This window comes from Micromonospora sp. NPDC005237, assembly GCF_040607775.1.
Classification (GTDB): domain Bacteria; phylum Actinomycetota; class Actinomycetes; order Mycobacteriales; family Micromonosporaceae; genus Micromonospora.
In genome coordinates this window covers 17,997-38,781 of record NZ_JBEXHJ010000018.1, presented here as the reverse complement: position 1 = coordinate 38,781, position 20,785 = coordinate 17,997, and the positions used below count along the sequence as shown (strand labels likewise).

The following is a 20,785-nucleotide window of genomic DNA, read 5'->3' as shown; positions in this document are numbered from 1 at the left end:
ACGTCAGCCGTGGTCGACCACCGGGCGGATCTCCACACCGCTGTGCGAAGCGTGCACCTCGGGAAGCAGCGTCGCCATCGACAGAACCTCGTCCAGGTCGGTCGCCTCGATCAGGTAGTAGCCGCCGAGTGCCTCCTTGGTCTCCAGGAACGGGCCGTCGGTCGTCTGGATCTGACCCACCGAGTCCGAGCGCAGCGTGGTGGCCGTGGGCGCCAGCTCCAGCTGCTGACCGTCGATGATCTGCGTGCCGGCCTTGGCGACGAACGCCTCGTGCGCCGCGTCGTGCGCCTTCCACTGCTCGTCGGTCATCGCGTCCCACTGCTGGGCGTCGCCGTAGATGAGGATCATGTACTTGGCCATCTCTCATGTCCCGTCGTGTGCCGGCCCCCTCGGTGGTGGCCTCTACATTACGACGGGTCGCGCGGGCGGTAGATCGACAGCAGCGCCGAAAATCTGGGCCTCGCTGGCCCGGTACGTGCCCCGCGGCGACCGGTGGGCTGACGTGTTCAGTCCCTCGCGTGTGCGAGCAGGCGGTCCAGGGGTTCGAGGTCGAACGGGGTGTCCAGGCCGAGGATGACGTGGGTGGCGCCGGCCTTGAGGTAGGCGTCGACCTCGTCCACCTCCGCCGTCTCGATCATCGTGGTGCGCTCGATCTCGGCGGGGTCGCGGCCCAGCTCGGCGCACCAGCGGTCGAGGACGGCGCTCTTGTGGGCGAAGCGCTCCGCCGAACCGAAGTCGTTCCACATGTCCGCGTACCGGGCCACGATGCGCAGGGTCACCTTCTCACCGCCGCCGCCGATCAGCAGTGGCACCCGTGCTGCCGACGGGACCAGCGCGGCCAGGCGGGACCGTACGGTCCGCACGCCGTCCTCCAGCGCCCGCAGCCGTTCGCCGGCGCCGCCGAACCGGTAGCCGAACTCGGTGTAGTCCCGCTCGAACCAACCGGCGCCCAGGCCCAGGATCAGGCGACCGTCGCTGATCTGGTCGACCGTGCCCGCCATGGCCGCGAGCAGGTTGGGGTTGCGGTAGCTGTTGCACGTCACCAGCGAGCCGAACCGGACGCGCCGGGTGTCGGCGGCGAGCGCGGCCAGCGTGGTCCAGCACTCGTAGTTCGCGCCGTCCGGGTCGCCGTAGAGCGGATAGAAGTGGTCCCAGGTCCAGACGGTGTCCACACCGAGCTCGTCCGCCGCACGCCAACCCTCGCGTAGCTGAGCCATCTCGCAGTGCTGCGGCTTGAAGAGCACCCCGACCTTGAATCGAGCCATGACCGTCTCCTCTGGATTTACGCGTTATCGAGTCGAGGATGCCCGCCACGGCCCCGCAAAACCTCTTCACAATTGCTGTTCCGACGTCATGAAGGCACACGCGGAGTGGATTTCCGCGCTCGGCAATCGAGAAGAAATATGGAGCCGGGGAGGTCATTAGGTTCAGCGGCAGATACCGCTCTTCGCACCACCGGATCCCTGCCCGGTGCCGTGCACCGAACCATGGAGGCCCGCGATGGGTAAATGCCCGATCATGCTCGATCCTGAGGGGCGTGACATTCATGCCGAAGCTGCCCGGATCCGCGCCGAGGGCCCGGTCACCCTCGTCGAGGTTCCCGGTGGCTACCACGCCTGGTGCGTCACGTCGTACGACGATGGCAGGAAGCTGCTCGCCGGTGACCAGCTCTCCAAGAACGCGAAGGAGGACTGGCCCCCGTTCGTGCGCGGCGAGGTGCCGCACGACTGGGAGCTCATCACCTGGGTGGCGATGGACAACCTGACCGTTCGTGACGGCGCCGACCACGACCGGCTGCGCAAGCTGGTGTCGCACGCCTTCACGCCGCGCGAGGTCGAGAAGGCCCGACCCCGCGTCGAGTCGATCGTGCAGCGGCTGCTGGACGACATGGAGGCCAGCACGCGGCCGGGCGAGACGGTCGACATCAAGGGGCAGTTCACGTACGCACTGACCGCCACGCTCATCTGCGACCTCTTCGGCGTGCCGGAGGAGGTGCGGGAGGAAGCGCTCAAGGGCACCAAGCAGAACAGCCTGACCAACCACACCGGCGAGATGGCCGCGGCGAACCTCGACCAGTGGCACGACGCCATGTCCAAGCTCGCCGCCCGCCGCCGTCAGGACCCGGGAGACGACCTGACCAGCGTCCTGATCGCCGCGAACGAGGACGGCGAGACGCTCTCCAACGAGGAGCTGATCGGTAGCCTGCACGTCCTGCTCGGCGCGGGATCGGAGACGTTGAGCAACGTGCTGGCCCACTGCATCATCGACCTGAGCACCCACCGCGACCAGCTGGAGCTGATCCGCACCGGGCAGTACACCTGGATGGACGCCTTCGACGAGGCGGTCCGTAAGGACGCCGCCGTCGCCCAGCTGCCCTTCCGCTACGCGAAGGAGGACATCGACGTCGCCGGCGTCCACATCGCCAAGGGCGACCTGGTCCTCATCGCGTACGCCGGGATCGGCCGGGACCCGGCGCTGCACGGCGACACCGCCAACGACTTCGACATCACCCGCCCGGACAAGACGAACCTGTCCTTCGGGCACGGCGAGCACTACTGCCTGGGGCGGCCGCTGGCCACGATGCAGTCGATGGTGGCGCTGCCGGCCCTCTTCGAGCGCTTTCCCGACCTGACCCTGGCCGTGCCGCGCGAGGAACTGCCCCCGCAGGGCTCGTTCATCATGAACGGCTACGACCGCGTGCCGATGTACCTCACCGCCGCGGTCCCCGCGGTCGCCTGAGCCCGTGCCGACCGTCATGGCGGTGGCCACCATCGTGGTGGCCACCGCCATGCGTACGTCCTGGGTTTCTCTGAGACGGTCTGGCGCGGGCTCAGGGCAGTCGCGTCAGGCCGGCGCCGGACAGCAGGTGCACGGTGCCGGGCGGGGTCGGGTCGCCGCCGAGCCGCAGGAAGGCCGCACCCGCCGCCTCCGGCGTCAGCACCGGGCGCATGGGCTCGACGAACGTCTCGGGCGGGACGCCGGCGCGCTCGGCGTACGCGTCGACCGCCGCCCGGCCGAGGCCGGTTTCCGGAGTGAGCTGCGGCAGCACCGTGTGGAACGTGATGTCCAGTCCGGCACGTGCGGCCTCCTGGGCCGCGTAGTCGGCGAGGAAGCGTACTGTCGCTTTGCCTCCGGCGTAGCCGCCGCTGAGCACGGAGCCCTTCAACGCGGCGCCGCTGCTGGTCACGATGACCCGGCTGCCGGGCGCCAGGGGCTGCCGCAACACCTGACGCAGCCAGAGGAACGCGATGCGCACGTCGGTGTTCCAGGGGGTGGAGAACGACTCCCAGGTCTGCTCGGTCAGCGGACGCAGCTCGGGTGAGGCGCCGGCCACCAGGGCGAGGACGTCCGGCGGGTTCCGGCGGAGGACGTCGAGGCTGGCCGGGTCGGTTGCGTCCGCGTCGACCAGGCTCAGGTTGCCGTGCGCGTCGGCCAGGGCGGCCAGCGGTGCGGTATCCCGCGACAGGGCGGTCACCGTCGCGCCAGCCGCCAGGAACGCCTCGGTCACCCCACGGCCGAGGCCACGGCTCGCGCCGACCACGAGCACCTTCCGATCGGACCAGTAACTCATCTCGTCCACCATTCATGATGCCGTCGGTCAATTGGTCACCGTAAAACTACGATCCTGGTCGAGCCCGATCTTCTTTCAGAATGCGCGGTTCCGCGCGACGCTCTGATGTGTCTTTTCCGGCCGACGCCCAGGGGTTAACGTGACTTCCTGAATTCCCGGCAACGACCTTCAGCGCTTCATGCAGCCGCCCGTTTGCGCCATCCGCTTCCCCGCGGGGGCACGATGGGGCCGTACCAGGAGGAGACCCCGTGCAGACAACCGAGACGTCACACCGAACCGATCTGACGAAGAGGGCGGCCGACATTGTCCCGGTGCTCCGGAAGAATTCGTTGTGGCAGGAGGAGAACCGCCGGCTCGCCGACGAGAGTGTCGAGGCGATGACGGCCGCCGGAATCTTCCGCATGCGTACCGCGGCGCGCTTCGGCGGGTACGAGGTGGACGCCCACACCCTGCTGGACGTCGGCATCGAGCTGGGTCGCGGCGACGGCGCCGCGGCGTTCGACGTCGCCGCCTGGTGGATCACCTCGTGGAACGTCGGCCTGTTCCCGGACGAGGTGCAGGACGAGATCTTCGCCGACCCAGACGCCCGGATCAGTGGGACGCTGGCGCTCAACGGCACCGGAGTCGCCAAGGACGGCGGCATCGTGGTCAACGGTGAGTGGGCGTTCAACAGTGGCGCCGCGCACAGCGGGTGGAAGCTGCTCTCCACCCTGCTCATCCCGTCCGAGGGCGAGCCCGAGCCGGTGATGGCAGTGGTGCCGATGAGTGCGCTGCGCATCGTGGACGACTGGCACGTGTCCGCGCTCTCCGGGACCGGCAGCGTCAGGGCCGTCGCGGAGGACGTCTTCGTGCCCGGCGCCAACATCATGCGGATCGCCGCGTTCACCGCCGGCGAGTACGCGTCCGAGCGCAACCGGGACCTGCCGATGTTCCAGTCGCCGCTGGTCGCGGCGGTCGCGGCGTCTACCTCCGGCAAGATGATCGGCATGGCGCGTGCTGCCGAGGAGCAGTTCTACGCCCGGATCAACGAACGCCCCATCTCCAACACCAACTACGAGCGCCAGGCGGACGCGCCGATCACGCATCTGCAGGCGGCCGACGCCGCCCTCAAGATCGACGAGGCCGAGGGGCACGCGCGCAGGCTCGCCACGTTGGTGGACGAGCGCGGTCTGACGCGGGAGCCGTGGACGGTCCGCGACCGCGCGTACGCCAGGGCCGTGGCGGGTCGTGTGCCGCAGCTGACCGCCGAGGCGGTCGACATCCTGGCCGGCGCGTGTGGCGCATCGTCGATCTACACGCGGGAGCCGATCCAGCGGATCCGGCGCGACGTCCGCGCGGTCACCCTGCACGCTCTGCATCTGCCGACGACCACGATGGAGCTCTACGGCCGGGTGCTGTGCGGCCTGGAGCCCAACACGTTCTTCATCTGATCGGTCCACCAGCTCGCGGATGTCCACCGATACGTCGGTGGGCATCCGCGCGCGCGTACACGGATGCGTCCGGCGACCCGCTCCGAGCCGGCACCGACTTCCATCGCCGGCGGGACCAGGCGGCCGGCATTTCTCGGACGTTGCGCCCTGCCGACCCGGCGCACGCTGGAAGACGCCAGGACGGCGCGGCTCCGGCCACGATGGTCATCAGTTGCCATCGATGGACGGCCGACGGAAGTGGGTAGCAGATGACCACCAACACACAAGCTCCGGTCCTGGACGGATCGGACCAGGCGGCGATCGGCGCCGTGTCGGCCCGGATGGTGAAGGCCTGGGCGGCCCATGACGCCGACGCCTTCGCCGACCTGTTCGCCGAGGACGGCACGCTCATCCTGCCGGGCGTGTACGTGAAGGGCCGCACGGCCATTCGCGACTACATGGCGGATGCCTACCAGGGCGTGTACGCCGGCACGACCGTCACCGGGAAGCCGATCGACGTCAAGCCCCTTGGGCCCGGCGCGGTCGCGTTGTTGACCGTCGGAGGGGTGATCGCGGCCGGGAGCACCGACCTGGCCTCCGCGGACGCCATCCGGGCCTCGTGGATCCTCGTCAAGCGGGACGACGCCTGGGTGCTCTCGGTCTACCAGAACTGCCCGCGTGACCCAGCCTGAGTAGCACGTTCTGAGGGCCGGCCAGCTGGCCGGCCCTCACGCGTCAGCTTCGCCGGGCGTCACCGGCACAGTCACCTGGCTCTGCCGCGGGCGACCGTGCCGAATGGCCGGGCGCGTCAGCCCGCCCGCGGCCCGTCCCGGTCCGGTCGACCCGTGTGCCTCGGCGCCTCGGCTTCGGGTGTCAGGCGCGGTCGCCGTCGTCGGCCGTCCCCTGGTTCGCCGGCACGAGGCCGAATCGGCGGGACAGGTGATGCTGCTGCCCGAGCTGGCGCATTGCCGCGAACGCCTGGTGTAGCAGGACGTTGCGCGCGAGGGCCTCGATGCGCGCGGTGCGGTCGTTCGCGATCCGACCGACCTCGTGCCGGGCGAGCCGGTCCGCTGCCTCCCGGTAGACGTCGAGAAAGTCCGGATCGCAGTCGCAGCCCAGGCGCCGCATCGCGGCGAGCGCGAGGGTGAGGTGTGAGCGGGCGGCGGCGTCCGGGTTGACCTGCCAGCCGGACGACTCGATGATGCGGTTCGCGTCGGCACGGGCGAGATCGAGGCTCTCGTCCTCCTCGGCGGCGGTGTCCTTGCCCGCCATCGACACCTGGTTGAGCACCTCGAACAGCTCGATCGACGACAGGTGCTCGTCCTCGGCGGCGATCAGGAGCCGCCGTACCGACGTGAGGTCGAGTTCACCGATGGAGGTGAATATCTTGATCAGCCGAAGGCGTCGTAGGTGATTCTTATTGTAAAGTGCCTGGTTGCGTCCCGTGGGTTCGCCGGGTGGGAGCAGGCGTTCGCGCAGGTAGAACTTGATCGTCCCGACCGGCACCCCGGACTGCCGACTCAGGTCAGATATTCGCATCGTGGCTCCCGGTGATCAACGTTTCAGGCCCGTGGATCGCGACCGCTCGTGCTAGCTGTGGCTGCGCCGCGGAAATAACGCTGTCGTTGCGGCGTCGCTGCCGGCGGAGGTCGTCGTGGCTGTCCTGGGCTGGTGTGGACCGAGAAGCACGGGTGATCGGCTCCTTCCGGGTGGTGCCGGATGCGCAATCGAGGTGGCTGATGGTTGCGCCGTCCGATAGGAGACTAGGAGACTCGGACATACTTCGGCAACCCTTAATTACCACACAAACACTGTTAGTAACCAGAGCTGGCCTCCCAATCATGCCCGTCAGTGGCCGGTGAACGGATCGGCGTGACCCGCGTTCCGCGAGCCACGCCCGTTGTCGCGGTTGACCGCACAAATAGAACTGTCCACCATGAAAGCCCTGGCTGAGACACGTATCTGAGGCCCCGCCGGCATGCTGATCACGTATCTGGCCGGTGTTACCGGCGGGTATCGTCGCAGGGGCGGCCGATGACGGCAGGAGGCCGGCCCGACCTGCTGGCACGCCGTCCAGAGTCCGTCACCGCCAATCCGCCACGACCGGCTGCGTGCACTCCGAGCAGTGCCAATGGTGATCAATTCCAGTCATGCGCCGACGGATCAAGGCCGCCCGGCCGACCTGGACCGCTTCGGCCACGAGGTGTGCATATATCGGTGATTCACGCTATCCATATCCAGTAGCGCCAATACCCGCTGCTTCTCCACGATTGCGTCGCGCGCTCACCCAGGGTTGATTGCCGACGTGCCGTCCGATAGTGTTGCGATAAGTCGAGAGATCATTCGACGTAATTGACCGCACTGTTCCGGCTTTTATATTCAATTGTCAGGTGGGCGCGCACATATCTGACTGCCACGAGTTGAATGATGCAGCGGAACAGCACCTGGGGGAGTGCCATGAAAGACGTTTCTGAGCAGGCGGTGCTGCGGGCAGTCGCAGCGATGCACGACCGCATGGGTGAACAGTTGACTGTCGATGACATGGCCCGTGCTGCAATGTTCAGCAAATTCCACTTCACTCGCATCTTCCGGCGGGTGACCGGTGTGTCGCCGGCCCGCTTCCTCTCGGCGCTGCGCCTGCAGCGGGCGAAGGACCTGCTCATCACCACATCGATGAACGTCGCGGACATCAGCGTCCGCGTGGGTTACAACAGCGTCGGTACGTTCAGTTGGCGGTTCAGCCGCAGCGTCGGTATGTCGCCCACCGCGTTCCGTCGACACGCCGGCTACACGCAGTCTATCCACCCGCACTTCGAGTGGCGCTCCGGCCGATCGCCGAGCGGCCAGGTGTCGTGCCAGGTCCGTCTCGCCGAGGACGATGACCACCCGCTTATTTTCGTCGGTCTGTTCAGCGGCCGTATCCCGGAAGGACGTCCGGCGCGGTGCGCCGTTCTGCAGCAACCCGGCTGGGTCCACTTCGACGCGGTTCCCCTGGGCTCGTGGTACCTGTTGGCCCAGTCGGTGTCGGCCGATCCGGACGGTGCCGAGCAGCGCGCCGACGTGGCCGATCGTGCCGTGTCGGTGGCGACGTACGGCCCGCTCACGGTCCGCGCCGACTCGAAGGTCACCGCGAACATGGTGCTGCGGCGCAGCAGCGCACTGGATCCGCCGGTGCTGCTCGCCCTGCTCGACGCGCGCAAGTACGCGCTGAGCCAGGCCCAGCACGGCAGTACCGCGGTGCGGGACCGGGTGGGCGCGGCCGCCTGAGGACGTCACCCCGCAGGGCAGGAGGCGGCCGAGTCCGGCCGTGGGTGTGCCGATGCGCGAGGCGTGTGGTCACCGGCGGGCCCGCAAACAGCGGGAGCAATCGGGGGATCTGACGCGGGAGGTTCTGATGGTCGCGAGACGGGTTGCTTCCTCGGTCGCTCAGAAGCACGTCAGGTTCCTGACCGTCGTGCCCGCCGCGACGGCGCGTGGACTCGTCGCGGCGGTGTATCGCCAGGTCGCCGAGGAATTCCAGATCGTGGTGCCACCGGCGTTGTTGCACTCGCCGTCCGACGATGTCCTGGCCGCCTACTGGACCCTCACCCGGGAGCCGCTGTTGCCGGCCGGAGTGGTGGACCGCGCTGTCAAGGAAGCGGTCGCGGCAACGGTGTCGGTGGCCAACACCTGTCCCTACTGCGCCGATCTGCACGTGGCGGGCCTCTTCGAACTCTCCGACGAGCGCGACGCCGAGGCGATCGCCGCGGACCGGCCTGACGAGATCGCCGACATCCGAATACGGCGCTTCGTGCAATGGGCCCGCGGCGCACACCGTGCCGACGGGCCGCCCCTGCCAGCCGAAGTGTCCGAAGTGGAGCGAGCGGAGCTGGTCGGGGTCGTGGTGGGCTTCCATTACCTGAGCCGCGTGGTCAACGTCTTCCTTGCCAACTCGCTGCTGCCGCAGGGCCTCGGCCCACGCGCGCGGCGCCGGCTCAATCAGGGGCTCGGCCGGGTGCTCCGGCCCACCCTCCGAGGACAGCACCTCGCCGGCCGAGCCACCCGCCTGCTCGACGCCGCGCCGCCGACCTCGGACGTCAGCTGGGCCTCGGGCAGCCCACGCATCGCAGACGCGATGGCGCGCTCCTACCGCGTCTTCGAGGTCGCCGGCGAGCGCTCGCTCGACCCCGCGGTCCGCAGCCTCGTGGTGACCCGGCTCGACGGGTGGGCCGGGGAGGACGCCGGCCTCAGCACCCGCTGGTGCGAGGAGCTGATCGAGCCGCTGACCGCACCGCAGCGGGCGGCGGCACGTCTCGCGCTGCTCACCGCGTTCGCCTCCTACCGGGTCGGCCCCGAGGTCGTCGAGGATTTCCGCCGCCACCATCCGGCGGACGCCACGCTGGTCGACGTGGCCGCCTGGGCCAGCTTCGCCGCAGCCCGTCGGATCGGGGTCCGGCAGAGCGCACACGAGGAGAAGAACGGCGGACGCCCGCGGCGTGACAATGGCGCTGTCGTGCCTCGCGAGTCGTGAAAGGCGCGTACGAAGAGCCAACGCCGGTGGGAACCAGTGTCGTTTCTCGTTGGCCCCGTGCTGTGGCGATGCGGCGCGTGAATCGAACCCCACGGAATAGGAGAACCGAATGGTTGTCGCACCGGTTCGCACACTCAACCATGCCTATCACCGGGCAGCGCTCGGTGGCTTCCTGGTGATCACGCTCGCGCACTGGGCCGAACACCTGGTCCAGGCTTACCAGATCTGGGTGCTCGGCTGGGCCCGTCCCCAGGCACGCGGTGTGCTCGGGCAGTTCCTCCCGTGGCTGGTGACCTCGGAATGGATGCACTACGGGTACGCGCTGGTCATGTTGGTCGGCCTGTTCCTGCTCCGCCCCGGCTTCGTCGGCCGGGCTCGGACCTGGTGGACGGTCGCCCTGGTGATCCAGTTCTGGCACCACATCGAGCACTTCCTGCTGCTGTTGCAGGCGCAGCTGCACACCAACTTCTTCGGCGCGGCGGTGCCGACCAGCGTCCTGCAACTGATCTACCCGCGGGTCGAACTGCACCTGTTCTACAACTCGGTCGTGTTCCTGCCGATGATCATCGGGATGTATCTGCACCTGCGCCCGAACGATCGGGAACTGGAGCAGACGCGCTGCAACTGCGTGCAGACGCAGCCGCACCCGAGCGTCGTAGCGGCCTGACCGTGTCCCGTCGGACCCGCCTGCTCATCGCCGCCGTGCTGGTCCTGCTGCCACTGGGTTTGCTCGTCGCGGTCACCGACCGCGCGCCGGCGGTACGCCTGATGGGCAGCTCGCCCGCCGACGCGCAGAGCCTGACGACGGCGCCGGGCGAGGCACGACTGAACCTGTCGGCGGCCGCCGACCCCGCGCTGTCGCACCTCTCGGTCGTCGACAGCGCGGGGCGGCGGGTGGACTCCGGTGCCGTGACCGCCGGGCCGGGCGACATCCTGCGGGTGCCCGTCCGGATCGAGGCCAACGGCACATACACGGTCGTCTACCACGTCATCGGCGTCGCTGGCGGACAGACCAGCGGCGTCATCCGCTTCGCCGTCGGCACGCAGGCGTCCGGCGCCACGGCCGCCGACGCCGACGCGGGGCACGAGCACGGCGTCGACGGTCTCAGCGCGGTACTGCTCCTGGTCAATCTCGTCACGGTCGTCGTCCTGGCGATCCTGCTCGTCCGCCGACCAGCGCCACGCCGCGTACCTCCGCGGTAGCGCCCTTGACGAGCCGCACGGTGAAGGGCCCCGGATGCCGAGACATCCGGGGCCCTTCACCGTGCGGCTCAGCTCCGCAGGGCCGCGACGAACGAGCGCAGGTCACCGACCAGCAGGTCCGGCTGCTCCATGGCGGCGAAGTGGCCACCCCGCTCGAACTCGGTCCACTGCACGATGTTCGGGAAGCCACGCTCGGCGAAGCGCCGGACCGGCTGGCCGGGGTCGCGGGGGAAGATCGCCACGCCCAGGGGCACCGGCAGGGGCGGGGGAGGCGGCGGGGGAGTCTTGGCGATGGGCAGCAGCTCGGCGTTGTCGTAGTAGAAGTGGGCCGACGACGCGCCGGCGCCGGTCAGCCAGTACAGCATCACGTTGGTGAGGATCCGGTCGCGGTCGATCGCCTCTTCGGGGGCCTTGGTCGAGTCGCTCCACTCGTGCAGCTTCTCGACGATCCAGGCGAGCTGGCCCACCGGCGAGTCGTTCAGGGCGTACGCCAGCGTCTGCGGCCGGGTGGCCTGGATCTTCATGTACCCGGACTGGTCGTCGACGTAGTTCATCAACAGCCCCAGCCGTCCCCCCTCGACCTCGGTCAGCCCGGCCAGGTCGGCGGGGTCGCCCGAGGGTGGCGTCGGCAGGAAGTTCACGTGCGCGCCGATGACGTGCTCGTGATCGAGGCCCGCCAACACCAGGCTGATCCAGGCGCCGAAGTCGCCGCCCTGGACGACGTACCGCTCGTAGCCCAGGCCGGCCATCAGCTCGGCCCAGGCGGCGGCGACCCGCGGCATGGTCCAGCCCGGACCGCTGGGGGGCCCGGAGAACCCGAAACCGGGAATGGTGGGAATGACCAAGTGGCAGGCGGTCGCGGGGTCGCCACCGTGCGCGCGCGGATCGGTGAGCGGCCCGATGATGTCGGTGAACTCGGCGAAGGAACCGGGCCAGCCGTGCGTGATGATCATCGGGGTGGCGTCCGGCTCGGGGGAGCGCACGTGCAGGAAGTGCACGGTGGTGCCGCCGACCTCGGTGGTGAACTGCGGGAAGGAGTTGAGCCGGGTCTCGGCGGCACGCCAGTCGTAACCGGTTCGCCAGTACTCCACCAATTCGCGCAGGTAGGCCGCCGGTACGCCCCGGCTCCAGTCCTCGGCGGGCGAGTCGGCAGGCCAGCGCGTGTCGGCGAGACGGCGGCGCAGGTCGTCCACGGCGGCTTGCGGAATGTCGATCCGGAACGGTTTCATGCGGCAATCCTCACTCGATGAGGGAACGGAACGCCATTCCTCGCGACAAGAGACATCGCGGCGGCGCCCGCGGACCATGTTAGCGATGCGAAGGTGGGCCGGAAAGGCTTCCAGAATCCCTTTCCGGACAGAGCATTCTGGAAGAAGAAATGGCGCTTCCGGTCGATACCATAACTGGCAACAATTGATTCTTATCCCAATCCAGGAGGCTGACGGTAATGGGCGTTCCGCTGATTGCGCATGCGGTGGTCCTCGGCGGCAGCGTCGCCGGATCACTGGCGGCCCGGGTGCTGTCCCCGGCCTGCGAGAGGGTCACCGTCGTCGACCGCGACGACCTCTTCGGGCCGGTGGAGCCCCGCCAGGCGGCGCCACAGGGCCACCACATCCACGCTCTGCTCGCCCGCGGCCAGCAGATCCTGGAGGAGCTGTTCCCGGGTTTCACCGACGAGCTGGTGGCCGGCGGGGTGCCGATCGGCGACTTCGGCACCAGCCTCAGCTGGTACTTCAACGGCCAGATGATCCGTAAGGCCGAGACCGGGCTGGTCTGCGTCGCAAGTGGTCGGCCGCTGCTCGAGTCGCGCGTACGGGCCCGGGTTCGGGCCCTCGGCAACGTCACCTATCGAGAGCGCACCGACATCGTGGGTCTGGTCGCGTCGCCGGACCGGCAGCGGATAGCCGGCGTCCGCGTGCAGGGACGGGCACCGGGCGCACCCGAGGAGGTCCTCGACGCCGATCTGGTCGTCGACACCACCGGACGCGGCTCGCGGACGCCGCTCTGGCTGGAGGAGCTGGGCTACCAGCGGGTGCCGGAGGAACGGGTGAAGATGGACCTGACGTACACCACTATGGACTTTCACGGCCCGCTGTCGTTCGACCCGATCGGCGAGGACATCGCGCTGCTCCCGGTCGCCACCCCGGCGCAGCCGCGCGGCGCGATCTTCGCCCGGATGCCCGACCGGTACGCCGTCTCGCTGACCGGCATCCTGGGCGACCGGCCGCCGACCGACCACGAGGGCTTCCTGGCGTACGTGCAGTCCCTGCCCGTACCGGAGATCTACAAGGCGGTCCGCGACGCCGAGCCGATGGGGCCGGCGGCTTCTTTCCGGTTCCCGGCGAGCATCCGTCGACGCTACGATCGGCTGGCGCGGACGCCGGATGGGCTGATCGTCCTCGGCGACGCCGCGTGCGTCTTCAACCCCGTCTACGGCCAGGGCATGACGGTGGCGGCGATGTCCGCCCGATTGCTTGGTGAACACGTGCTCTCCGGTCCGCCGGCGCCGCGGGCCTTCTTCCGCGACCTGTCCCGGCTCATCGACGCGCCCTGGGACATGTCAGCCGGAGCCGACCTCGGCTTCCCCGGTGTCGTGGGCCGACGGACGGCGAAGGTGCGGATGGGCAATCTGTACATCCCCCGCCTGCAGGCGGCAGCGGCTCACGACGGCGTGCTGACGACTGCCTTCCTGCGCTCCGCGGGCCTCATCGACCCGCCGCAGGCTCTCATGCGCCCCGCGATCATCTCCCGCGTGCTGCGCTCGCGGCGCTGACCCGCTTCAGCCATCGAGACGAAGGACAGCGACATGGACACAGCTCAGCTCGCCGGCACCGCAGCGCCGCCGGACTCGCGCCGATGGTGGGCGCTCGTCCTGCTGTGCACCGCGAACTTCATGGTCATCCTCGACACGCAGATCGTCATCCTGGCGCTGCCGACGATCGGCGCCGACCTGCGACTGGCGCCCAGCGCGGCCCAGTGGGTGCTCAGCGCCAACCTTGTCACCTTCGGTGGCCTGCTGCTGCTCGGTGGCCGAGCCGCCGACCTGCTCGGGCGTCGCCGGATGTTCTTCGCCGGCACGGTGCTGTTCCTGCTGGTCTCGCTGGCCTCGGGCTTCGCGTGGAACGGCGAGGTGCTGATCGCCGCCCGGGCCGTGCACGGCCTCTCGGCGGCTCTGATGGCGCCGACCGCGCTCTCGATCCTCACCAGCATGTTCCCGGAGGGCCGCGAGCGGCATCTCGCCCTGGCCGGCTGGGCCGGCATCGCCGGTGTCGGCGCGACCGTGGGTCTGCTCATCGGCGGCTGGCTCACCAGCAGCTTCGGCTGGCCCGCCGTCTTCTTCGTCAACGTGCCGGTGGCGCTTCTGATGCTGGCCCTGATCCCGGTCCTGCTGCGCGAGAGCCGGGACCTGAACGCCACGCGCACGTACGACGTCGCGGGCGCCGTGACGAGCACCGCGGCGCTGGTGCTCGTGATCTACGCCCTCGTGACCGCGCCGGCGGAGGGCTGGCTCAGCGTCCAGACCCTGAGCACCGCCGCCGCCGCGATCGTGCTGGCCCTGGTGTTCGTCGCCATCGAGGCCCGGTCCAGCGTGCCCCTGCTGCCGCTGCGGCTGCTGCGCTCGGCGTCTCTGGTCGGCGGCAACCTGGTCATGGTCACCATGATCATGTGTGCCTTCGGGATGTCGCTGGCGATCGCCCAGTACACCCAGGGCCCGCTCGGGGACACCCCGCTGGAGTCCGGCATCCGGCAGTCGATCATGCCACTGATGGCGTTGGTCGGTTCGTACGCCGGGCAGTCGTTCATCACGCGGTACGGCTTCCGGCCGGTGGCGGCGATCTGCCTCGTTCTGCTCGGTGCCGGCAGCCTGCTGCTGGCGCAGGCGGTGGCGGCCGGTGGCTCGTCCGTCGGGCTGTTCATCGGGCTGTTCGTCTTCGGCACCGGCCTGGGGCTCGGCACGGTAGCGGCCTCGGCGGCTGCTCTCGCCGGCGTCGCCGAGACCGATCTCGGCCTCGCGTCGGGGATGAACACCGCTTCCCAGCAGATCGGCGGCGGTCTGGGGATCGCCATCGTGTCGACCGTGCTCGTCTCCTTCTCGGCCGACGCCGGGCCCGCGGCGGGCTTCCGCCCCGCGTTCATCACCTGCGCGATCTTCACCGCCCTCGGGCTCGTCATCGCCGTCGCCCTGCTGGGCGGACGCCGGCAGGTCGCCCCCGCCGAACTCGCGACCGTCCCCCGGCACTGACCGAGCTGTCCCGGACGCCATCGAACTGAGAGGCAGAACAGTGACCGAACACCAGTATCCCAAGGTGATCGCCGACCTGGCCGCCGACGGCGACGACCTCGACCGCCTGGTCAGCGACCTCGACGTGGCCGCGTGGGCGCTGCCGACCCCCGCGCCCGGCTGGACCGTCGCCCACCAGATCGCCCACCTCGCGGCCACCTTCCGCATGGCCGGACTCGCGGCGGCCGACCCCGACCAGTTCGTCGCCATGACGGGACGGCTGGGCGCCGACTTCAACGCCAACGTGACCGCGGCACTGTCCGGCTACCTCGCCGAGGAACCCGCCGAGTTGTTGCGGCGCTGGCGTGAGGAGCGGGCGTGGGCCGAGAAGGCGCTGGGCGCCCTGCCGATGAACCAGCTCGTCCCGTGGTTGGTGCGCCCGCTGCCGGCGGCGGTGCTGGCCATGGCCGGGATGATGGAACTCTTCGCCCACGGCCAGGACATCGCCGACGCCCTCGGCGTCCGGCGCACGTTCACCGACCGGATCGGGCAGATCGTGGGATTCGCGGTCCGGACCTGGGACTTCGGTTACCAGGCGCGCGGCCTCGAAACCCCGGACGTCGAGTTCCGCTTCGAGATCACCGCGCCGTCCGGCGCGCTGTGGGAGTTCGGCCCAGCCGAGTCGCCGGAGCGCGTCACCGGGCCCGCTGAGGACTTCTGCCTCCTGGTCACCCGCCGCCGGCACCGCGACGATCTCGCGGTCCGTGCCCAGGGGGACGTCGCCACGCACTGGTTGGAGATCGCCCAGGCCTATCGGGGCCCCGCCGGCCCCGGCCGGGAGCCGGGTCAGTTCGCCAACTGATCTGAGGCGTCGTCGCCGGGTGGACACACCCGGCGGCGACGCCGGTCCCACCCGACCATGCGGGACCACGCCGAAAGCCCAGCGCAGGGCCGGGAACCGACCGGGCACGCTCGGAGACGCGCGGCTCCTCAAACCCGGCCAGGATGAAATCGTCGCGGTGACCGCCGCCGTGGCACCGAACGAAGGGTGGCCGGTATGTCGAGAGTGTTCGGGTCGATGCGCCGCATGGTTCTCGCGCCTTCGCTAAAGCAGGTCTCCTTCGCCGCGCTCGGATTCCCGGTCACGGCCTCCGCCACCACAGTCCACCTGGAGGCGATCCCGCAGGCGGTGGTCTGCGGCTTCGAGTGGGGGATCGAGGGTCCGAGCGTCGCCGAGCTGGAACGCCGGCTCGCTCTCGTGGACCCGGAACGTCGTGGCTTCGCCTACGAGGGCGCGACGATGGCCTACACCGTGCTCGATGCGACGGCAGGCGGTTCCCGTACCCGTGAGTTGCTGGAAGGGCCGGGGCGCCCGCACTACTTCCTCGCCTGCATCGGCATCGGCTTCGCGATGGCCCGGCTGCCGCGCGTGTTGTGGCGCAAGGTGCTGCCGGACCTCACCGGGATCCCCTACCACCCGACGATGAGCTGGCTGGCCGTCGACGGCTACGGCTTCGACAAGGCGTACTTCGACCAGGCCACCTGGATCGTCGGGCAGCGACGGCCGCGGCCGTACCCGTGGCAGGGGCACGCCGACTACTTCCCGCGGGCGTTCGACCAGGGCGTCGGCCGGGCGCTGTGGTTCCGGCACGCGGCCGATCCGGCGGCGGTGGCCGCGACCGTCGACGGCTTCGCGGCCCCGCGCCGCGCGGACCTGTGGAGCGGTGTGGGACTGGCTGCGACGTTCGCCGGCGGGTGCGACACCGCGGGCTTCGAGTCGTTGCGGTCGCTGGCCGGCGAGTACGGCCCGCACCTCGCCCAGGGCGCGGTCTTCGCGGCCAAGGCGCGGACGTGGGCGGGCTACTGCCCGGAGCACACCGACGCGGCGGCGCGGGCGCTGACCGGCCTGTCGTCGGAGGCCGCCGCCGAGCTGGCCGATGCCGCGGCGGTCGACGCGCCCGCCGACGGCCTGGCCTACGAGGAGTGGCGGCGGGTGATCCGTGAGCGGGTCATTCAGCCCGCCGGCGTCAGCGACAGCTAGGCCCCGCGCGCAAGACGACGACCAGAGGAGCCTTCGATGACCACCAACAACGCCGATCCGGCGGCGCTGGCGCCCCGTGATCTCGCCATCTTCGTCAAGAGCACCCCGATGCCGGACGTCCGCGCGCTGATGAGTGGGGAACGCCGGGACGCCCTGTTGCAGGAGGTCTTTCGGCGGATGCCGGACGTGTTCCGGGCCGACCGGGCCGCCGGTCTCGACGCGGTCATCCACTGGGTGATCGGTGACCGGCCCGACGGCGGTGTCGACCGCTACCAGCTGGAGATCGCGGACGGGGTGTGCCGGGTGTCGCCCGTCGCCGATCGCGAGCCGAAGCTGACGCTGACGATCGGCGGCGCCGACTTCCTGCTGGTGGTGACCGGCAACGCGCATCCGGTCGTGCTGACGATGAAGGGCCGACTGCGAACCCGGGGCGACCTCGCGCTGATCGCGAAGTTCCCCTCCCTGTTCGACGTGCCGAAGGTCTGACAGGGCCGGCTCGGCCGGCTCGGCCGGCCCCGGCCGAGGCCGGCCGACGTTCGCCGGTCAACCCGCCGTTTCGTACGCCGTGGCGAGCGCGTCGCCGTGCCGGCGTGCCGCGGTCAGGGCGGCCCAGGCCGCCAGGCCGAGCAACGCCGCGTCGTCGTGGCCCTCGGCACGGACCGCGGCCACCGCCGAGTCGGGCACCCGGTACGAGGCGAAGGCGACGAGCATCGCCAGTCGTCCGGTTGCCCGGTCCGCAGAGGACAGACCCGCCAGCCGTGAGTCGAGCCAGTCCGCCACCCCCGCCAGGTCGTCCGGAGCGTCGTCGTCGACGAGGCACTCGCGTACCAGCAGGCGTACGGCAGGAGGCACCGACCGCTGCCCGGCGTCCTCGATCACCGCCGCCGCTCCCGTCATGGCGGCGGCGACGTGTGGCAGCCCCGCCGCCCAGCGGAGGTCGTCCGGCAGGCGCCGCACCGTGCCGGCCGTGCCGGGCAGCAATGGCAGGGACTGCCCGGCCACCGCCTCCCGGCCGGCCAGCCGACCCATCAACCGTGCCGCGACGCTCCGGGCGCCACCGAGCAGGGGAGCGGGAACCGCCGCCAGCGGTGAGTCCCGCAGGAAGACGTTCACCATGCGGTTGAGGTAGTGGAAGTCGACGGCCACGCCGATCAGCTCCGGCGACAGGACCGTCGGAAGCGGCGGCGGCGAGGCGCCCCGGCGCCCGAGCCCGCGTACGGCTGCCTGGTGGACGTCCACGCAGTAGGGACAGGTGTTGGCAGCCGACACCGCGGCCGCCACCGCCTCGCGCTCCCGACGGCTCGTCGTGCCCGAGACGAGCAGGGTCTCCCGCAGGATGCACCAGGCCGCGGCGAGCAGTCCCGGCGCGGCGGCGTGCAGGGCGATGGGCGGCGCGAGCAGGCCGAAGTCGCGTTCGACCTGCTCGTACACCTGACGGACCCGCACCGGCGCGGCCTCCGGAGGTACCGGGGAGACGTGTCGCAGGTGCGCGAAGGTGGCCCGCCGCGTGAGCCCGGCGACCGTGAAACTCATGACCGCAGGCGGGCGACCGCACGCCGTCCGGCGGTCTCGCCGTCCGGCGACGGCGCACCGTAGGTCACCTCGACACCGCGGTCCCGCGCGGCCCGCACGATGCCCGGCATGGCGCGTTCGGCGAGGGCCGCGATCGTCGAGGCCGGGTTGACCGTCAACGCGCCGGGCACCGCGGAACCGTCGGTCACGAAGATGCCCGGGTGCCCGCGCAGCTCGTGGCGGTCGTCCAGCGCCGAGGTCGCCGGGTCGTCGCCGATGCGGCACGAGGCGAGGGGATGCACGGTGTACGCGCCCACCAGGTCGTTCGTCCACGGCATCACGCGGGACAGCCCGTCGCGCTCAAGGATGTCCTTTACGTCGGCGTCGGCCAGCGACCATCCGCGCCACGTGTTCGCCGTGGGCCGGTACCGCAGCGGGCCGTGGCCCAGCATCTGCTGGGAGAAGCGGTGGGCGTTGCCGGTCTCCGGTGGCGGGCCGAAGACGCCCTCGTTGTCGTCCTCCGACATCGTGAAGATCGTCAGCCACGACTGCCAGCGGCGCAGCATCTCCTTCTTGTCCCGGCCGAACCAGCTGGGGCTCGCGTCGGGCACTTGCGCCAGGATCGTGCCCAGCGCGGGCGGGAAGTAGAGCTGTTCGAGGGAGTAGCGCTCGAACTCGGGCAGGGCGCCGTCGAGCCGGTCCCAGCTGGCGACCGTCGGACCTCGCCCGATCTGGTACGCCTCGTAGGCCCGTCCGTCCGGCCGCGACAGCTTCAGCACCTCGCGGACCCGATCCTCGTCGAACACGGCCGTGTTGAGGCGCTCACCGTTGCCGGAGAAGTACCGCCCGACCGCGTACGGCATCCGGCCCAGGTGCGGCTCCGAGCGTTGCAGGATCACCGGTGTGGCGCCCGCGCCGGCGGCGATCACGACGATCTTCGCGTCGATCGTCCCCTCGCCGTGCAGGATCCGGTAGTCCTCCTCGTCGACGACGCGATAGTGGACCCGGTAGCTGCCGTCGGCGTTACGGACCAGGTGCTGCACCTCGTGCAGCGGCCGGATCTCGGCGCCGTGCGCCAGGGCGGCCGGCAGGTAGTTGAGCAGCAGCGAGCGTTTGGCGTCGAAGCGGCAGCCGGCCATCATCCAGTTGCAGTTCGTGCACATGTCCACGTCGATGGCCGACGGCGCCGGGTTGGCGGTACGTCCGGCGTGGTGGCAGGCGGCGGCGAACAGGCCACCGGCGTACGGGACCCGGTCCCACGTCTGCTGGGTCACCGGCAGCGCCTCGGCCACCCGGTCGTACCAGGGCTCCAGGGTGTCGCGGCTGATGGCGGCGGGCCACATGCGTCGCCCGATGCTGCCGTGGCGCTCGAAGACGAAGCGTGGCGCCCGCGGCATCGTGGCGAAGTAGACCACGCTGCCGCCGCCCACGCAGTTGCCGCCCAGCACGCTCATGCCGTCGCCGATGACGAAGTCGAAGACCCGGGTGTACGACGCGCCCAGCTTGAAGTCGTGCTCGAAGTCGTCGGCCTTGAGCCACGGGCCACGCTCGAAGACCTTCACCCGGGCCCCGCCTGCGGCGAGGTGGTACGCGGCGATGGCGCCGCCGAAGCCGCTGCCGATGACCAGGACGTCGGTGGACTCGGTGGCCGTCATGCCGGGCTCCCCGTGGCGGTGGTGGACGGGTGTGGGTTGGCGAGCTGCCGGCCGTACGAGAACGTGGGGAACCGCCAGAGCCCGTCCGGGTCGGGCGTCTCGTACCCCATTGCCAGCAGGCCCGGATGCCCGGCGGCCAACGCGTCCACGGTGTGCAGGTGTGGCGCGCTGTCGAAGGCCATGTTGCAGAAGAGCGCCAGCCCCACCCACATCTGCTTGTCCGGGTGATCGGGGCTGGTCAGCTTCTCGATCAGCGCGGTCCGGGCCTCGAACGGCAGGCCCACGAAGGGCGGCAGGTCCGGGTTCAGGTCGAGGCCCGTGGCGGCGGCGTGCTCCCGGGCGTACTCGTCGAGTTCCACGCAGATCGTGTCGAGCGCCGGCGCCAGCCCTCCGGCGGGGTCTTCGAGCAGTTCGATCGCGCCGCCCGTGACGGCGCCGCCGCCGACGTCGACGCCGGCGATCGCCGCATCGTCAGGGCCGCGTTTCTCGCCCGGGATGATGGTGTCGGCGAATGCCTCCAGAATCATCGTGCGCACCCGGTGTTCGGCCGCTTCGTCGGATTCCACGGCACGCTCCTTTGCGGAAGTCCGGACGTCAATTCCGGAGGTGTCGTTCGGATGCCAGTCATCGTGGTATGGGCCACCCCCCGCGTTCATCTCCTG

Annotated in this window: 20 protein-coding genes; 12 read left to right on the top strand and 8 right to left on the bottom strand. The window is 70.2% G+C overall.

Features of this window, described 5'->3' with window-relative positions; translation table 11 throughout:
- Positions 1–3: 3 nt before the first annotated feature.
- Positions 4–360, bottom strand: coding sequence for a YciI family protein (locus ABZT87_RS30790; RefSeq protein ID WP_354856225.1), 357 nt, complete (start codon positions 358–360; stop codon positions 4–6).
- Positions 361–506: 146 nt separating this feature from the next.
- Positions 507–1,265 (bottom strand): LLM class F420-dependent oxidoreductase, encoded by a 759-nt coding sequence (locus ABZT87_RS30785; RefSeq protein ID WP_354856224.1) that lies wholly within the window; start codon positions 1,263–1,265, stop codon positions 507–509.
- 235 nt (positions 1,266–1,500) lie between these two features.
- Here ABZT87_RS30785 and ABZT87_RS30780 point away from each other — a divergent pair, with 235 nt between their 5' ends.
- Positions 1,501–2,739, top strand: a complete 1,239-nt coding sequence (locus ABZT87_RS30780; protein ID WP_355139912.1) for a cytochrome P450 — start codon at positions 1,501–1,503, stop codon at positions 2,737–2,739.
- A 91-nt stretch (positions 2,740–2,830) separates the two neighbouring features.
- Here ABZT87_RS30780 and ABZT87_RS30775 read toward each other — a convergent pair whose 3' ends face one another.
- On the bottom strand, positions 2,831–3,571 hold the full coding sequence (locus ABZT87_RS30775) for an SDR family oxidoreductase (RefSeq protein ID WP_355139910.1): 741 nt from the start codon (positions 3,569–3,571) through the stop codon (positions 2,831–2,833).
- A 248-nt stretch (positions 3,572–3,819) separates the two neighbouring features.
- On the opposite strand from ABZT87_RS30775, the gene ABZT87_RS30770 reads away from it, so the two are divergent.
- Both ABZT87_RS30770 and ABZT87_RS30765 read left to right on the top strand, forming a co-directional pair.
- On the top strand, positions 3,820–5,001 hold the full coding sequence (locus ABZT87_RS30770) for an acyl-CoA dehydrogenase (RefSeq protein ID WP_355139908.1): 1,182 nt from the start codon (positions 3,820–3,822) through the stop codon (positions 4,999–5,001).
- A 248-nt stretch (positions 5,002–5,249) separates the two neighbouring features.
- The gene (locus ABZT87_RS30765; protein WP_354856220.1) at positions 5,250–5,672 is read left to right on the top strand and encodes an SgcJ/EcaC family oxidoreductase; all 423 of its coding nucleotides are present in this window, start codon (positions 5,250–5,252) and stop codon (positions 5,670–5,672) included.
- A 181-nt stretch (positions 5,673–5,853) separates the two neighbouring features.
- On the opposite strand, the gene ABZT87_RS30760 is transcribed toward ABZT87_RS30765, so the two are convergent.
- Positions 5,854–6,519: a MerR family transcriptional regulator gene (locus ABZT87_RS30760; protein ID WP_354856219.1), complete on the bottom strand. Its 666-nt coding sequence runs from the start codon at positions 6,517–6,519 to the stop codon at positions 5,854–5,856.
- Between the two features lie 888 nt (positions 6,520–7,407).
- Between ABZT87_RS30760 and ABZT87_RS30755 the strand changes: the two genes are divergently transcribed.
- The 4 genes from ABZT87_RS30755 (at position 7,408) to ABZT87_RS30740 (ending at position 10,693) form a co-directional block, all read left to right on the top strand.
- The gene (locus ABZT87_RS30755; RefSeq protein WP_355068990.1) at positions 7,408–8,247 is read left to right on the top strand and encodes a helix-turn-helix transcriptional regulator; all 840 of its coding nucleotides are present in this window, start codon (positions 7,408–7,410) and stop codon (positions 8,245–8,247) included.
- Between the two features lie 127 nt (positions 8,248–8,374).
- A complete protein-coding gene (locus tag ABZT87_RS30750; protein ID WP_355139906.1) occupies positions 8,375–9,490 on the top strand; it encodes a carboxymuconolactone decarboxylase family protein in 1,116 nt (371 codons plus the stop codon).
- A gap of 109 nt (positions 9,491–9,599) precedes the next feature.
- A complete protein-coding gene (locus ABZT87_RS30745) occupies positions 9,600–10,157 on the top strand; it encodes a hypothetical protein (RefSeq protein ID WP_354856217.1) in 558 nt (185 codons plus the stop codon).
- A gap of 2 nt (positions 10,158–10,159) precedes the next feature.
- Positions 10,160–10,693: a copper resistance CopC family protein gene (locus ABZT87_RS30740; RefSeq protein WP_355068975.1), complete on the top strand. Its 534-nt coding sequence runs from the start codon at positions 10,160–10,162 to the stop codon at positions 10,691–10,693.
- Positions 10,694–10,761: 68 nt separating this feature from the next.
- On the opposite strand, the gene ABZT87_RS30735 is transcribed toward ABZT87_RS30740, so the two are convergent.
- Positions 10,762–11,922, bottom strand: coding sequence for an epoxide hydrolase family protein (locus ABZT87_RS30735; protein WP_355139904.1), 1,161 nt, complete (start codon positions 11,920–11,922; stop codon positions 10,762–10,764).
- A 218-nt stretch (positions 11,923–12,140) separates the two neighbouring features.
- Here ABZT87_RS30735 and ABZT87_RS30730 point away from each other — a divergent pair, with 218 nt between their 5' ends.
- The 5 genes from ABZT87_RS30730 (at position 12,141) to ABZT87_RS30710 (ending at position 17,442) form a co-directional block, all read left to right on the top strand.
- Positions 12,141–13,466: an FAD-binding monooxygenase gene (locus ABZT87_RS30730; RefSeq protein WP_355139902.1), complete on the top strand. Its 1,326-nt coding sequence runs from the start codon at positions 12,141–12,143 to the stop codon at positions 13,464–13,466.
- 33 nt (positions 13,467–13,499) lie between these two features.
- Complete coding sequence (locus tag ABZT87_RS30725; protein ID WP_355139900.1) at positions 13,500–14,936, top strand: MFS transporter; 1,437 nt, start codon at positions 13,500–13,502, stop codon at positions 14,934–14,936.
- 40 nt (positions 14,937–14,976) lie between these two features.
- A complete protein-coding gene (locus ABZT87_RS30720; RefSeq protein ID WP_354856212.1) occupies positions 14,977–15,777 on the top strand; it encodes a TIGR03084 family metal-binding protein in 801 nt (266 codons plus the stop codon).
- Positions 15,778–15,972: 195 nt separating this feature from the next.
- Positions 15,973–16,956, top strand: a complete 984-nt coding sequence (locus tag ABZT87_RS30715) for a DUF1702 family protein (RefSeq protein WP_355139898.1) — start codon at positions 15,973–15,975, stop codon at positions 16,954–16,956.
- Positions 16,957–16,992: 36 nt separating this feature from the next.
- A complete protein-coding gene (locus tag ABZT87_RS30710; protein ID WP_355139896.1) occupies positions 16,993–17,442 on the top strand; it encodes an SCP2 sterol-binding domain-containing protein in 450 nt (149 codons plus the stop codon).
- A gap of 57 nt (positions 17,443–17,499) precedes the next feature.
- Here ABZT87_RS30710 and ABZT87_RS30705 read toward each other — a convergent pair whose 3' ends face one another.
- From ABZT87_RS30705 to ABZT87_RS30695, 3 genes are read right to left on the bottom strand one after another with little or no spacing between them, the layout of a single operon-like run.
- On the bottom strand, positions 17,500–18,489 hold the full coding sequence (locus ABZT87_RS30705) for a carboxymuconolactone decarboxylase family protein (RefSeq protein WP_355068032.1): 990 nt from the start codon (positions 18,487–18,489) through the stop codon (positions 17,500–17,502).
- Complete coding sequence (locus tag ABZT87_RS30700) at positions 18,486–20,123, bottom strand: GMC family oxidoreductase (RefSeq protein ID WP_355139894.1); 1,638 nt, start codon at positions 20,121–20,123, stop codon at positions 18,486–18,488. The genes ABZT87_RS30705 and ABZT87_RS30700 overlap by 4 nt, the downstream gene beginning before the upstream one ends.
- Positions 20,120–20,650 carry a DUF5987 family protein gene (locus tag ABZT87_RS30695; protein WP_355139922.1) on the bottom strand — a complete coding sequence of 177 codons (531 nt, stop codon included), beginning with the start codon at positions 20,648–20,650 and terminating at the stop codon, positions 20,120–20,122. Before ABZT87_RS30695 ends, ABZT87_RS30700 begins: the two co-directional genes overlap by 4 nt.
- Positions 20,651–20,785 lie beyond the last annotated feature (135 nt).